The 16132-nt window shown below is 34.6% G+C and carries 11 protein-coding genes; 6 read left to right on the top strand and 5 right to left on the bottom strand.

What is annotated here, in order from left to right; genetic code table 11:
- The first annotated feature begins 221 nt into the window (after positions 1-221).
- The 6 genes from PQ463_RS12535 (at position 222) to PQ463_RS12510 (ending at position 10075) form a co-directional block, all read left to right on the top strand.
- Entirely contained in the window at positions 222-3413 is a 3192-nt protein-coding gene (locus PQ463_RS12535) for a SusC/RagA family TonB-linked outer membrane protein (RefSeq protein ID WP_274254002.1), read from the top strand.
- Between the two features lie 13 nt (positions 3414-3426).
- Positions 3427-5025 carry a RagB/SusD family nutrient uptake outer membrane protein gene (locus tag PQ463_RS12530; protein ID WP_274254001.1) on the top strand — a complete coding sequence of 533 codons (1599 nt, stop codon included), beginning with the start codon at positions 3427-3429 and terminating at the stop codon, positions 5023-5025.
- 19 nt (positions 5026-5044) lie between these two features.
- Positions 5045-6082 carry an IPT/TIG domain-containing protein gene (locus PQ463_RS12525; RefSeq protein WP_274254000.1) on the top strand — a complete coding sequence of 346 codons (1038 nt, stop codon included), beginning with the start codon at positions 5045-5047 and terminating at the stop codon, positions 6080-6082.
- A gap of 96 nt (positions 6083-6178) precedes the next feature.
- Positions 6179-7411, top strand: coding sequence for a glycoside hydrolase family 27 protein (locus tag PQ463_RS12520; protein WP_274253999.1), 1233 nt, complete (start codon positions 6179-6181; stop codon positions 7409-7411).
- A gap of 11 nt (positions 7412-7422) precedes the next feature.
- Complete coding sequence (locus tag PQ463_RS12515; RefSeq protein WP_274253998.1) at positions 7423-8388, top strand: glycoside hydrolase family 5 protein; 966 nt, start codon at positions 7423-7425, stop codon at positions 8386-8388.
- Positions 8389-8983: 595 nt separating this feature from the next.
- Positions 8984-10075: an outer membrane beta-barrel protein gene (locus tag PQ463_RS12510; protein WP_274253997.1), complete on the top strand. Its 1092-nt coding sequence runs from the start codon at positions 8984-8986 to the stop codon at positions 10073-10075.
- Between the two features lie 320 nt (positions 10076-10395).
- Here the strand turns inward: PQ463_RS12510 and PQ463_RS12505 are convergent, their stop codons facing one another.
- The 5 genes from PQ463_RS12505 to PQ463_RS12485 form a co-directional block, all read right to left on the bottom strand.
- Entirely contained in the window at positions 10396-11301 is a 906-nt protein-coding gene (locus PQ463_RS12505) for an N-acetylmuramoyl-L-alanine amidase (RefSeq protein ID WP_274253996.1), read from the bottom strand.
- Between the two features lie 28 nt (positions 11302-11329).
- Complete coding sequence (locus PQ463_RS12500) at positions 11330-11887, bottom strand: hypothetical protein (RefSeq protein ID WP_274253995.1); 558 nt, start codon at positions 11885-11887, stop codon at positions 11330-11332.
- A 42-nt stretch (positions 11888-11929) separates the two neighbouring features.
- Entirely contained in the window at positions 11930-13243 is a 1314-nt protein-coding gene (gene rimO, locus PQ463_RS12495; protein ID WP_111426610.1) for a 30S ribosomal protein S12 methylthiotransferase RimO, read from the bottom strand.
- A 210-nt stretch (positions 13244-13453) separates the two neighbouring features.
- The gene (locus tag PQ463_RS12490) at positions 13454-15031 is read right to left on the bottom strand and encodes an OmpP1/FadL family transporter (protein ID WP_274253994.1); all 1578 of its coding nucleotides are present in this window, start codon (positions 15029-15031) and stop codon (positions 13454-13456) included.
- Between the two features lie 42 nt (positions 15032-15073).
- Positions 15074-16081, bottom strand: a complete 1008-nt coding sequence (locus tag PQ463_RS12485; protein WP_274253993.1) for a hypothetical protein — start codon at positions 16079-16081, stop codon at positions 15074-15076.
- Between the last annotated feature and the right edge of the window lie 51 nt (positions 16082-16132).

Here is a 16132-nt window from a genome sequence, read left to right as displayed (position 1 = left end):
TGAGGATTGTCATTGCGAATAATTTAATTTTTATATGATTTTATTTTCATATGTGTTTTTTTAATCGCTTACAGTAAAAATATTATCATTAAATGATATAATATTATCGATTTGATAATTCTCTCTGTTATAGATTTGTTAAATAATTTAAAAGTAAAAATTACCCTGGCATTTACTTTTAAAATTATGCAATAAACAAATTTAACTAACCAAACATTATTATGAAAAAACTAATGACTAACTTTCTTCATTGGAATGCTAACCACAGAGCGGTTCCTTTGATTTTATTCTTGCTGCTGACTAGTAATTTTATTACTGCTCAGGTTAAAATAACAGGAGTAGTGTCTGATGATAAAGGAATGACAATTCCTGGAGCCAACATTTCTGTTGTTGGATCTAAAAATACTGCATCTTCAGACTTTGACGGTAAATATAGTATTGATGCTCCTTCAAATGGGACTTTGGTAGTGTCATTTATCGGTTTTGATTCTCAAAAAATTGCCATCGCTGGCAAAACTAAAATCAATATTTCTTTAAAACCATCTTCAGAAGACTTAAAAGAGGTTGTTGTAATTGGATACGGAACTCAGAAAAAGAAAGATGTAAATGGTGCCATTTCTTCTGTTAGATCAAAAGATATTGAAAACTTAAAACAGGTTTCTATTGATCAGATGCTTCAGGGTAAAGCTGCTGGGGTTTCGGTAACAAATAATTCAGGCCAGCCAGGTGGTGCGGCTTCTGTGAGGGTTCGTGGAACGACTTCTATTACAGGAACAAATGAGCCTTTATACGTAATTGATGGTGTGCCAATTTCTGGAGATGCAACTGGTAAATCTACGAGCGGACAGACTTTGGCTGGTAAAGACGGATTTTCTGCTTCTGGAGGAAGCGGTAATACTGCGATGAGTCCGTTGTCTATGATTAATCCAAATGATATTGAATCGATGGATATTTTGAAAGATGCTTCGGCAACTGCAATTTATGGATCACGCGGTGCAAATGGTGTTATTATCATTACAACTAAATCAGGTAAAAAAGGTGGTGGAAAAGTATCGTATGAGAACTATACTTCTTTTGCAACAGTAAGCAATAAATTGGATGTTTTAAATTTGTCTGAATATGCAACTCTAAAAACCAATCTGGCTAAACAATGGGGTTTTCAGACTCGTCAGGAGTTTTCTCACCCAGAATTGTTAGGGCCTGGTACAAATTGGCAAAATGAAGTGTATAGAACGGCTATTTCAAACAGCCATCAGCTTTCATTTTCTGGTGCAAAAGATGGAACAAGCTACTATTTGTCTGGAAGTTACTTGGATAATGAAGGGACTATTATAAATTCTGGATTAAAAAGGTATACAGTAAGATTGAATTTAGATTCAAAAATTAAATCTTGGTTAAGAGTTGGTGGAAATTTAACAGGAGGTATTACAAACGAAAGAATTACAGTAAACCAAAGTTATTCAGGATTAATTTCAAATACATTATTGCAATCTCCTGATATTCCGGTTAGAAATATTGATGGCTCATTTGCAGGCCCACCATCTTCTGAACAAAGCGTTACATATTATAACCCTGTAGCAGAGGCGTTGACTAGAGATAATAAATTGGTTAGAAAAAATTTCTTAGGAAATGTTTATGCTGAGGCAGATATTTTTAAAGGATTAAAGTATCGCATTGAGATTGCAGCAAATACAGAGTTTTCTGAAAATGATGACTTCAGACCATCTTATGCTTGGGGAAGCCAGGTGAATTTATTAGCAGATTTAGATGTAAGAAGACAAAATTGGTATTCTACAAATATTAAAAATTTGTTGACTTATGACAGAGCTTTTGGCAAGCACAAAATAACACTTTTGGCAGGTCAGGAAGCAAATGATTCTCATTGGGAAGGCTTGATTGCATCTGCGCAAGGGTTTAAAACAAATTCAATTCATACTATTAATTTAGCTGATGTTGATAATAATACTATAACGCAGTATAAAGGAAGTGCTTCGCTTTCGTCTTTATTTGCTCGTATTATTTATGACTTTAATGATAAATATAGTATTACGGCTTCTATCAGACAGGACGTTTCGTCAAAGTTTGATCCTACTACAGATAACCAAAAAGGGGTTTTTAACGCTATTTCAGGTTCATGGAAATTGTCTAATGAGTCTTTTATGGAAGGAACTCGTAAATATGTAGACAATATTAAGTTTAGAGTGGGTTATGGAGAAACTGGAAATCAGCAGATTCCGAATAACAGTTATTCTGCAATGTTAGGAACTCAAAACTCAGGTTTAGGAAGCGGATTCTTGCCTTCAAATTATCCAAATCCAGATTTAGTTTGGGAGTCTTTGAATCAGACTAACTTAGGTATAGATTTTACATTGTTGAACAATAAGCTTTCTGCAAGTTTTGATGTTTATGATAAAAAATCTAAAGGTTTCTTGTTTCAAGTGCCATTGCCTTTATATCTGACAGGTGGCGGAGGTCAGTACGGAGGAGTTTCTGCGCCATACTCTAACTTGGGAACTATGAGTAATAAAGGTTACGATATTACGGTTGGATATGATTTAAGATCTTCAGGGAAATTTAATTGGGATGCCTCTTTGGTTGTTTCTCATTACAAAAACAATTTAGATGAAATTGCTAACGGAATCGTGTTAACTCAAGAGGTGAATACCAACGGATATCAGCCAGTTGTGGTTACTAATACTACGATTGGAAACCCAATTGGATTGTTCTACGGATATAAAACAGATGGAATTTTTAAGGATCAGACAGTTTTAAACAATGCGCCAATACAATTTGGCCAAGCAGTAGGAACTGGAGCGGGAGAAACAGCTTTGGGAGATGTTAAATATGTGGATGTAAATGGAGATGGAAAAATTGATGCAAATGATAAAACATTCATCGGAAACCCACATCCAAAATTCACTTACGGTTTTACAAACAATTTCAAATATAAAAACGTAGATCTTTCTATTTTTCTTCAAGGTTCATACGGAAATGATGTTATGAATTTGACTAGAAGAGCTGGTACAACAAATGCTTCTTTATATGACAATCAATTGGTGGAAGCAATGGATTATTATTCTCCAACAAATACATCAAGTAATAACCCAAGACCAATTGCAGATTCTTCAAATAATAACCTTCTTATTTCAGATCGTTATGTTGAAGATGGATCATACTTAAGAATTCAGAATATTACGCTAGGGTATTCTTTACCGCAAGATGTAATTTCAAAATATAAAATATCAAGATTAAGATTGTATGGGTCTGCTCAGAACTTGTATACGTTTACAAATTATTCAGGTTACGATCCAGAGATTGGTTCATTTAATCAGAATGTGCTTTTATCAGGAATTGACAACGGAAGATATCCGGTAGCGAGAACATTTTTAATTGGACTTAACCTAGAATTTTAAAAATTAAAGAAAAATGAAAAAGAAATCTTTTTTAAATAGATATAGCCTGCTTTTTGTAGCAGTGGCATTTTTGACTTTCGGATCTTGTCAGGAGGATTTTACCGACAGACCTTCTGAAGATGGAATAAGTTTGGATTCGTATTACAGCACAGACGACCAAGTATCATCGGCAACAAATGGGATGTACAGTAGAACTTGGTTTCAAATGTATAATAAATTTTGGTGGGCGCTGGAAGTAGGTTCTGGAAACATGTATTCTGGTTCTCCTGACGTAAGCGGATTAAGAACTTTCTCTTTAAACGGAAGTGATCCAGAATTAGTAAACGGATGGTCGTCTTTATGGGCAAATGTACAGCAGTCTAATATGATTATTAACTTTCTTGCTGCAAGAGTAGGGCCAGACGTTTCTAAAGATGTCTTGAATAATGCTATTGGAGAAGCTTATTTTATGAGAGCTACTGCTTATTTTGATTTGGTGAGACTTTGGGGGCCAGTGCCAATTATTGAAAACCCGTTAGATTATACGAGTAATCCTTATGTAAATACAAACCCAGTTGAAGATATTTATAAATTAATCACATCTGATTATTTAAAGGCAATTGATCTATTGGTGGCAAAAAACAGAGGAACTAATTATGCAAATAATGGGCATGTTTCTAAAGGTTCTGCAAAAGCGATGCTAGCAAAAGCGTATTTGTATCAAAAAGACTATGCAAAAGCAAGAGCAATGGCAGAAGAGGTGATCAGTAGTGGTGAGTTTAAACTTTTAGGAGGAGATCAGCTTCCTGGGAAAAGTTTTGGTGATTTGTTTACGTATGCCAACAATAACAACGAAGAGTCAATTTTTGCGATTCAATGGAAAGGAGATGGGGCTTATGGATCTGCAAATAACTGTAACACGCAATTCGGATTCCAAGACGGCACATTGTCAACTTCTAATGCATCTTACGCTGGAGTTTTTGGCCCAAGCCAAGAAGTTATGCTGTCTTTATATGGTGCTGGAGATTTAAGAAAGCATGAAACGGTAATGATTGGTGGTGATACTTATCCAAATATTAAAACGACACAAGGAATAGGGTTTACAGTTCCGTCTGGTAAAGATCTTGCTCAAGCGTCTGGAGGAGCAATTAAAAAATATTGCATTGGTGTGGTTAACGGAAATGTTACAGGTCAGGCAGATGGATGGGCAATGATGGATAACAATACTTATGTAATGCGTTACGCGGAATTGCTGTTAATTCATGCTGAAGCAGTTCTAGGAGGAGGAGCAAGCACATCAGATGCAGCAGCTTTAAGTTCAATCAATGCGGTAAGAAAGAGAGCAGGTTTGGCAGCTTTAACTTCAATTACTTTTGATGATATATTTTTAGAAAGAAGAAAAGAATTATGTTTTGAAGGAGATTATTGGTTTGATCTAGGACGTATAGACAAAGCGAAAGCAATCGCTATTATGTCGGCACAAAATAGAGGAGACAGATACGGAGAACGCCACTATACACCAGTTTATAGTGAAGATCACGCAACAAATGATTTCTATATGGACTATCCAGATAACGAAGTGGCTAAAAACCCTAAGTTATTGCAGGCTCCAGTTCCGTATACTTTTAAATAATTCCAAAAATTAGACTAATATGAAAAATATAAAAATAAAATACCTTTTGCCTTTCATTACAATGGCATTTATGGTACTGGGCGTGTTTTCATCATGTGACAATGATGATTCTTCAGGAAGTTCTGGAGCGCCAGTCATTACAAGTGTAGCAAAATCTGTTGAAGGCGATTTGATTCCTGTTACAATTGGAGATCCTAAAAACTACTATATTATTCAAGGGCAAGGGCTTTCTGGTGTTACAAAAATTTACTTTAATGATTTTGATACTTATTTTAATCCTACGCTGGTTACCGATACTGCAATTTTTGTTTTAATTGATGAAAAAACACCTTATGCAGATGCAAGCAATAAATTGAAATTGGTTACAAAGCAAGGAACAGTTCTATATGATTTTGTTATAGCGCCTCCAACTCCAAAATTTGGAAGTTATAATTCGATAAATGCAGCAAATGGTGATGTGGTTACCATTTATGGAGATTATTTCCTTGATCCTATAGTTAAGGTTGGAACTGTACAGGCAGAAATAGTTTCTTCGTCATTAACAGAGATTAAATTTAAAATGCCTGCAAATTCGGCAGATAAATATGTAAGTGTTACTAATATTTCAGGAACTACAACATCTGAAGAAGCAGTTGGGTCAGCTTTATATGATGATGTTCTTCAAGGCGATGCTGGACATTGGATGTGGAGCGGAAGCGATACTTTTGATACTAATTTTAAAGATGATGTAGTTCAGGGCCAAGCAGCGATTAAATTTGTTTTTGGCGGATGGAATGGAGCTGATATGAAGTTTAACTCAAGAGATGTTTCTAAATATAAAGCCTTTAGAGTAAAAGTAAAAAGTGTTTCTACTAATACAGATGCTAGTGTGATATTTGTTTTTGGCGGATGGGCTTATCAAATTAAAAAGCCATTAACAAACAAATGGACGACTATCGAAATTCCGTTTTCTGACATCGGAAATCCAACAACATTTGATCAGCTGACTCTTCAAGAATCTGGAAATTTTGGAGGAAATACAATTCTTATGGATGACATGGGATTTGTTTTAAAATAGAAGTAAAGAATCTATTTTGGTTTTAGTTTTGTTTAAATATTCCCTAATCTACTCAATTAGGGAATATTTTTTTGTGATACATTTAAATTTAATAGGATGAAAAAAATAATTTTATTATTCTCTCTGTGCTTTTCAATTTTCAGTTTCGGTCAGGGAAATACGCATACACAAACGGGCGGAAAATACGAAGGGTTGGCAATGACTCCGCCGATGGGCTGGAATTCGTGGAATACTTTTGCAACCAATATTGACGAAAAATTAGTAAAAGAAACTGCCGATATTATGGTTTCTTCGGGGTTAGCGGCTGCGGGATATAATTATATTGTCTTAGATGATGGCTGGATGACTCATGAACGTGATGTAAACGGTGATTTAGTGCCTGATCCAGAAAAATTTCCAAGCGGAATGAAAGCCCTTGTTGATTATGTTCATAATAAAGGCCTGAAATTTGGCTTGTATAATTGCGCTGGAACCAAAACCTGTGCAGGTTATCCAGGAACAAGAGGATATGAATATCAAGATGCAAGATTTTATGCAAAACTTGGAATTGATTTCTTAAAATTCGATTGGTGTAATACAGAAGGAATCACGGCAAAAGAAGCTTACACAACAATGAGCAATGCATTGAAAACAGCTGGAAGGCCAATTGTGTTTAGTCTTTGCGAATGGGGAGATAATCAGCCATGGCAATGGGGAAAACCAGTTGGAAATCTTTGGAGAATATCGGGAGATATTTATCCGTGTTTTGACTGCGAATTCAAACACCCAGAAAATTGGTCGTCTTGGGGATTCATGAAAATCGCCGATATGAGAAAAGATATTCGTAAATATTCAGGTCCAGATCATTGGAATGATTTTGATATGATGGAAGTTGGAAACGAAATGAATGATATTGAAGATAAAACTCATTTTGCGATGTGGTGTATGCTTTCGTCGCCTTTATTTACTGGAAATGACTATCGAAAAATGTCAAAAGAGACTTTAGCAATTTTGACGAATAAGGAATTGCTTTCTGTAAATCAAGATAAATTAGGAATTCAAGGTTTTAAATATGCAGTTTTGGATGGAGTAGAAGTGTGGGTAAAACCACTTTCAGATGGAGCTTGGGCAGTTAGCTTTGTAAATAGAACTGAAACTTCAAAAAAAATCAATTTCGATTGGAAGAAAAACAATATCATAGATGCTGATTTTGGTTATGAAGCTGATTTTAGCAAAACAATCTTCAAAGTAAAAGATCTTTGGAAGAACAAAGAAATCGGAAATACAAAAAAGGCTTTTACGGCCGAAATAGCTTCGCATGATGTTGTTACCTTAAAATTAATCCCTTAAATCAATACATTATGAAATCAAAGTTTTGGTGTGCCGCCATTTTGCTTTTACTGATTGTAAATGTTTCAAAAGCGCAATTTGTTAAAAAACATGGTCAATTAAGTGTTCTTGGAACTCAGCTTGTAGATAAAGATAATAATCCGGTTGTGCTTCGCGGATTAAGTTTTGGCTGGCATAGCATGTGGCCGAGATTTTATAATGAAAAAGCAGTAAGCTGGTTAAAAAAGGATTTTAATTGTAATGTGGTTCGCGCTGCAATGGGAATCGAACTTGGAGATCATTCTTATATAAATGATCCAGAATTTTCTAAAGAGAAAATAGAAGCCGTTGTTAAAGGGGCAATAAAAGAGGATATATACGTAATTATAGATTGGCATAGTCATAATATAAATTTGAAAGAAGCCAAACAGTTTTTTGCAGAGATGTCAAAAAAGTATGCCAAGTATCCTAATATTATATATGAAGTGTTTAATGAGCCTGATTATGAAACTTGGTGGGAAGTGAAAAATTATGCAGAAGAAGTAATTCGTGTAATTCGCGAAAACGATCCTAATAATATTATTCTAGTCGGCTGTCCACATTGGGATCAAGATGTAGATCTTCCTGCCGAAGATCCGATAAGAGGTTATACGAATATAATGTATACCATGCATTTTTACGCTGCAACACATGGCAAAGAGTTGAGAGATAGAACAGATTTGGCTATTAAGAGAGGGCTTCCTGTTTTTATTTCAGAATCGGCTGGAATGGAAGCTTCTGGAGATGGGCCTCTCAATTATAAAGCTTGGCAAGAATACATAGATTGGATGGAAGCTCGAAAACTAAGCTGGATAACTTGGTCAGTATCTGATAAAGATGAAACTTGTTCTATTTTGAAGAAATCTGCTAAATCGGATGGAAAATGGAAGGATGAGGATTTAAAAGATTCTGGAATTAAAGTCCGTGAGTATTTAAGAAAATACAATAAAGAAGAATAGATCATTTGAGTCGTTTATATAAAAGCCCGTTCACTTAAATGAACGGGCTTTTTTGATTTTTCTATATTATAAACCGTGCTTTTCAGATCGCAATCAAGAGGTGTTTTGTAGGGTTGTTATTTGTAAGAATTTTGTGTGCTTAAAAATGGTTTTTAAGTTGTCTTTTTTTGAAAGTGTTTTGAGTCTGTTATTTTTAATATTTTTTATATACCCCTATTTTTTTAGGGGTATTTATTTTTGTATATGTTTTTGTGTTGTTTTTAGTTTGATTTTTGTAGTAATTTTTACTTTAACCCATTGTAAATTTTGAAAATCGACTATAAATGTGTTGTTGAATTTTCAAAAACAATTATCGATAAATGTCAAATCACGATTATTGGCGATATAATTTTTGTAATCCATAATTCTTCGTCTAAAACGTTAAAAAAGCAGTTTTGAATTATTCTACTCATACAAAAGTTAATAAATTCGCTAATGAAAATGATGATGATTTGAAGGGCGCATGAAAGGTTTTAGAAATGACTTATGCTATTAAATAGATATATAAAAGATTAACTAACCAGAATCAATTAATAACTAAAAACCAAATTAAAACATGAAAAAAGCATTTCACATTTTAGCCGCGATGTTAACAAGTTCTTTTGCCTTTGCCCAAGAAGAGGAAGCAGCAGCTCCCCCAGCAACCACATGGGGAGGTTCTGCAGATGCGTACTATAAATATGATTTTTCAAAACAAATGAATGGATTAACGAGCTTTACCAACTCACAGAATTCATTCGAATTAGGAATGGCATCGATAGAAGCGGGTCATACTTTTGGAAAAGCTTCAGTTTTTGTAGACTTAGGTTTCGGAAAAAGAGCAGCAGAATTTTCATATAATGAAACACCAGATAAAGATGCAAGTGCAAAATTTATGATTAAACAATTATTCTTTACATACAATTTGACTGATGAATTTAAAGTAGTAGCGGGTAGTTTCGGAACCCATATTGGTTATGAGGTATTAGATGCCGTAGATAATAAAAACTACAGTATGTCTTATGCGTTTTCTTATGGGCCATTTTTCAATACTGGGGTTAAAGCGCAATATACTTCTGGTAAATTTACAGCCATGTTAGGATTAACCAACCCAACAGACTTTAAATCGGCTATGGATGCAGGTTCATATCAAAAAACGTTCATTGGACAAGTAGGGTATATAGGTGATACAGGAAGTGCTTATTTGAATTTTACAACAGGAAGTACTAACCCAATACCAGGAAGTACAATTCCGGTTTCAGACGAAAACAAAACACAGTTTGATTTAACAGCTTCTAAAGGAATTTCAGATAGTTTTTCACTTGGCTTAAATGCAACTTATGCTAAAACAACAAATGATTTTGATAGTAATTTGGATGGAGATTGGTTTTCTTTGGTAGGATATGCCACTTATACTTTTAAGCCATCTTTGCTTTTGGCTTACAGAATGGAATATTTTGACGCTAAAAATGCAGCTCCAAGTTTAGGAACTTTGTCAGGATCAAATGTATTTGCTAACACAGTTTCTTTAAACTACAAAGTTGGAAAACTAACTATAATTCCTGAGCTAAGATACGATGCAGCGTCTGAAGATATATTCTTAGATAAAGATGCATTGCCGACAGGCGGAAGTTTCTATGCCTTAATTGCAACAACATACTCTTTCTAGAGATAAAGATTGATATTTTTTTTTTTTTTTGGAGCTGTCGAAACATATTATTGTTTTGGCAGCTTTTTTATTTGTTTCAAGTTTCAAGTTTTAAGTTTGAAGTTTCAAGTTTGAAGTTTGAAGTTTGAAGTTGAATAGGTGATAATCATTCCGTAGGAATGTTTTGTTGGTAGAATTGAATTGATTGCCTCGCGATTATACGTTCCGTAGGAACGTTTGATTTGTAGGGTTCGAAACAAGAAATTTTTCATAATAAATAATAAAAAAAGCGTTCCTGTATTTTTTTTACAGAAACGCTTTTTTATTTAATTGTTGAGGTTTTATTGGATTTGTTTTTTATAAATCGAATAAATAGCATCAATTGTTTTTCTATCTAAAACCGATGTTGCGTCAGTTTGTATATAATGTAGTTTAAATGCTTGAATTGCCGCAGTCAAATTTTTAGTGTTATAACCGATAATTCTCAATGCAGGTTCAATTTTAAAATCAAACGGAGCAGGTTCTAAAACTTCATCAGGCCAGATTCCGAATCCTTTTTCTGCTAAAGTTTTCCATGGAAATAAAGCGCTTGGATCTTGTTTTCTTCCCGGAGCAATATCAGCGTGACCTAAAAAGTTTTGTGTCGGAATATTGTAATCCTTTTTTAATTTGGTCAACAAAGCAACTAAGCTGCTGATTTGTGCTTCAGTAAAAGGCTTAAATCCATTATTGTCTAACTCAATGCCTATTGAGCAAGAGTTTAAATCTGTTGTTTTTCCCCAAGTAGAATTTCCAGCATGCCAAGCTCTTAAATAATCATTCAGCATTTGCACTACTTTTCCGTTTTCAGAAATAATGTAGTGTGCGCTTACTTGAGTCTTGGTTTTTGTAAAAGTATTAATCGTCTGCTGCAAAGAATCTTGAGCCGTATGATGAATAATAACAAAACTTGGTTTTCTTAAATTGAAATTTACCGTACCAATCCATTCAGTGTTAATTCCGTTTTGTAAATAAGTCGAATTTGTCTTAGATAAAGTGTCTTTTACAATTCTCAGCTGTTGTGCATACGAAGTATCAATAACAACAGGTGAAACTGCTGGAATTGGTTTGGCTTCTTTACTTGTAATTTGGTTCTCCAAATTTTTTAGCTGCTGATCATAAGCTTTTTCAGTATTCTTGTACGGATTTGTAGAACAAGCACTGATAATAACAGCTAAAATAAGATAACAAAAAAGTTTTTTTGTCATAATTCGTTGCTTTAAAGGTTAATAACGATTATTCTGAAATTTTCGTATCTGCTGGAGTCTCTTTTACTTCTTTTGAGTCTTTAGAATCTTTATCTTTTTTCTTTTTAGATTTTGTTTTTTTGACGTCTTTTAAAGTATCCATGAAAGTTTTGTACTTCTCAATTTGATCTGGATTTAAAAAAGAGGTGATTTTTTTATCAGTGCTTTCACGTAAAGCTTTTATCTGCTCAATTTTTTGCTCTTGGCTGCTGCTTTCGTTTTTTAATAAAATACCTTGTTCTCTCACACTATCAGCTAAAACATTTGTGATTGCAATTGCTTGTAATTCATCTAAGTTTACTTGCGGTCTCATTTGTTCAACAATATATGCTGCAGTCTCTTCAGGTGGAGTCTCCTTAGGTTTGCTTTGAGAACCCTGCTGTTGTCCAGCCATCATACTTCTGTCCATGCCCATTCCGCCTCCTCTTCCGTAACCATTACCATAACCACCACCATAGCCATTATTGTATCCTCCTCCATATTGAGCAGAAACAGTAAAAGTAAATAAGCCAAAAACTAAAATAAATAAAGTTTGAAAAGGTTTCATAAAAGTATTTTTATCTGTGATTAACAATTGTTCAGCGTAAATTTAAGCAGGTTCCCCGTATAAATCAAATTCTGTTGCTTCAATTATCTTGATATTAACAAATTCTCCTGTTTTTACATAATGTTTAGAAGCATCGATTAGAACTTCATTGTCAACATCTGGACTATCAAATTCTGTACGTCCTACAAAATGAGCGCCTTCTTTTCTGTCAATGATGCATTTAAATACTTTACCGACTTTTTCTTGATTCAAATCCCAAGAAATTTGAGATTGCAATTCCATAATTTCATTTGCTCTTGCTTGTTTTACATCATCTGGAACATCATCTTCCAATAAATAAGCATGAGTATTTTCTTCATGAGAATAAGCAAAACATCCCATTCTGTCAAATTTCATTTCCTGAACAAAATCTTTCAAAATTTCAAAATCTTCTTGAGTTTCACCAGGATATCCAACAATTAGTGTAGTTCTAATTGCCATTCCAGGAACTGCAGCACGGAAGTCTTTCAATAATTGAGTGGTTTTAGCCTGAGTTGTACCACGTCGCATTGATTTTAAAATTGAATCTGAAATGTGCTGCAACGGAATATCAATATAGTTACAGATTTTAGGTTCGCGTTTCATTACTTCCAAAACATCCATAGGGAAACCAGTTGGGAAAGCATAATGTAAACGAATCCACTCAATTCCTTCTACTTTTACTAAAGCTTCTAAAAGTTCTGCTAGATTTCTTTTTTTATAAAGATCAAGGCCATAATAAGTTAAGTCCTGAGCAATTAAGATTAATTCTTTAACCCCATTTTTAGCTAAACCTTCTGCTTCTTTAACCAATTTTTCAATTGGTTGAGAAACGTGAGAACCTCTCATTAACGGAATTGCACAAAAACTGCAAGGTCTGTCGCATCCTTCTGCGATTTTTAAATAAGCGTAATTTTTTGGAGTTGTGGTTAAACGTTCTCCAAGTAATTCGTGCTTATAATCGGCTCCAAGGGCTTTTAATAGTTGAGGTAATTCTGTAGTTCCGAAATATTGGTCAACGTTTGGAATTTCTTTTTCTAAATCTGGTCTGTAACGTTCAGACAAGCATCCTGTTACAAAAACTTTGTCAACAAGTCCTTTATCTTTTTTGTCTGCATATTCCAAAATCATATTTACCGATTCTGCTTTTGCATTATCAATAAATCCGCAAGTATTAATTACAATAATGTTTCCTTCTTTTTCTGCAGGAGCTTCGTGTTCAACCTCTTTTCCATTCGCGCGAAGCTGTCCCATCAGGACTTCACTATCATAAACATTTTTTGAACACCCAAGAGTGATTACGTTAATTTTGTTCTTTTTTAAAGACTTGGTTCTCATACTTTTATAAATTGGAGTGCAAAATTACACTTTTTTTATTCAAACCGCACTAGTTTGCAGTTTGTTTTAGCTGTTTTTTATGAAGTTAACCGGTTTGGTTACTTGTGCTTTTTGAGTTGAATTTAAAACAAATGTTTTTTTGAAAGAGTAAAAAAAAATCCGTCAAGGAAAAACCTGACGGAAATTTCAATCATCTATTTTGATTTTTAATTACAATTCAAATAATAAAGTCATAGTAACATTGTTTAATTTCGAAGTAATGTTAGCTCCGTCAGTGAATCCTCTTGTAAAGAAACCTTGATTCGAATCTCTTTCTAAATAAGAGTAAGCCAGATCTAATTTTGTAGATCCAAAATTATAACCTAAACCAGCAGAATAACTGTTTAATTCTCCAACTGTAATTCCATTTTTATAAGGGCTTCCTTCATAACGGTATCCGCCTCTTAAGCTTAATTGTTTGATTTTGTATTCAGCACCTATACGAAGCTCTCCAGTGCTAGTTAGAGTGTTATCTATTTCATTGTTAATGCCGCCAAAGCCCGCATTGCTTGGTTTGAATTTAGCGTTTCCGTAATTTCTTATGCCATAATCAATACTTAATAATCCTGATTTTCCAAAAATATATGCAGCACTAAAAGTCCATCTATCAGGTGTTTGTAAAGTATAAGATTCATATACGTTTACTACATTAGGAGCTACATTAGCATTGACAATTGGTCCGCCTGCAGCTTGTCTCGTTGTGTATAGACTTTGTGAAAGCTCATCGTACAATTCATACCAAGTGTTAGATTCGTATGCTACACCCAGTCTAAAATTGTCAGTTACTTTTCCGATTGCTCCAAGTTGGAAAGAAAAACCATTTCCATAAGTATATAAATCATTATTAAATCTTATGCTTGATATTGTTTCGTTAGGTTGTAACGGATTGTCATTGTCTTCATAGAAACTTGTAGATCTTCTATAATCTGTAATATGAACATTTAAATTTGCTCCTAAATATAATCGGTCTTTGTAAGACGTTGCGATATTGAAGCCTACTTTGCTATTGTATCCTCTAGTATAAATTTCATTTTCTTGATAATAATTTCCGCCTTTTGGAACATTTGTGGAATACGTGCTATTAGGATTGTTTGCTTCGTCAATTCCTATAACACGTCCAAGATTTCCTAATAAAGCTTGTTGTGCAGAGAAGCCGCTTAGGTTTGGATATTGGCCGTTTGGAAAATTGGATCCTAAATATTGATATAGATCAGAAACCGTTTCGTTTGGTTGTAAAGTAACAAATTCCTGAGGAACAGGGGCGCCTCCATTGCTGTAATTTGCATAATCTAAAAAATACGCGTCAACCGAATGGTTAAGGTTTGTTCCTGCCGAGAAAACTTCATTGTTGAAATTGTTGGTATTCTCATAAGTTGCCCCAATTGAAATTTTATTCCAACCTACATTAGGGTTGTGGTTTTTAAATACAAAAACGCCTCCAGCTTGATTTAAGATAAAAGAGTTTTCTTTATCTGATGTTTGAGTTCCGTTGTAATTAGAATTGTTTTTAATGTTCTGATTGCTAAAGGTTACTCCAACTTGATTGCTATTAAAAATCGCTGATCCGGCAGGGTTAACGCTTAAAGCAGAGATGTCTCCTCCAACAGCTCCAAAAGCACCACTCATGGCTCTATAGCGTGCAGTTCCGGTAAGGTTTTCTTGAGAATAACGTAAAGCATCTGAAACTTCTTGAGAATATGACGCGCTGACAGTTAGTCCTGTTATTAATAGGAAAAGTATTTTTTTCATTTTGATAAGTTTTAGTTCGAATTTAAGTGTGCTGAGGAAAGGTTATCTTCTTCCTCCGCCACCGCCACCAGATCTCATTCCGCCACCGCCGCCACCGCCGCTGTATGATCTAGAGCCGCCTCCGCCTCCCATGCTAGGAGAGTAGCTTCTTGATGAGCTGCTGTTGCTTGGTGTATAGCTTCTAGAAGAGCCATTGTTGTAGTTAGGCGTGTAGCTTCTGTTTGTTGTGGTATTTCCGCTATTGTTATAAGATCTTCTGTTGCTATAGTTGTAATTAGAGCCGTTGTTGTAATTTCCTCTATTTGTAAATGTAGGACTAGTGGTTCCTCTGTTTAAAGTAGAAGTTCTTCTAAAATCAGTGTAGCTGTTAGATCTGTTTGTGGTATAATTTCTGTTTGTTGTGTAATCTCCCCTATTAGTAGTGTATCCTCTATTAGTGGTGTAGTTTCTATTGGTTGTGTATCCTCTATTGGTGCTGTAATTTCTGTTGTAAGCATAGTTTCTGTCTCCGTAATAAGCTGCAGATCCTCTTCTTCCATAGTTGTAAGAATAGTTGTAGCCATATCCATAATATGGATATCCCCATCCTGGATAACCCCAGCCTGGGTAGCCCCATCCTGGATATCCCCATCCGTAGTAAGGGTAGCCCCATCCGTAATAGCCATAGCCGTAATAAGGGTAGCCCCATCCAAATCCGAATGACCATGTTGGGGTAGTGTAGAAGCTTACAGAAACATCAGAACTGCTGCTTCCCCAAGCTGGATAACCTGTTGAAGCGGTTTGAGTGCTATCTGAATAGTTAGTGTAATTATCAACATCAGTAAAAATTTCAGTTGACTGATTGTTATCTTGCAGTGATCTGAAATATTCTTTGTATTGGTTGTTTGTACCAGTAGTTTGCGCATATTTTACAGATGAGCCACCATAAACGCCATCATTATCGTAATAAGAGGAATTTTGGTAAGAACCACACGATGCTAGCAATAAACTCAATAATCCAATTAAGTAAAAATGATTAGAGTTTTGGCGGAGTGAAAGGTAAGTTTTCATATCTGTGGTGTTTTTTATTGTTGCACATTACAAAATTAGTTAGTTTTGTCA

This window comes from Flavobacterium sp. KACC 22763 (genome assembly GCF_028736155.1).
Classification (GTDB): Bacteria; Bacteroidota; Bacteroidia; order Flavobacteriales; family Flavobacteriaceae; genus Flavobacterium.
This window is presented reverse-complemented; position numbering and strand designations above follow the sequence as displayed.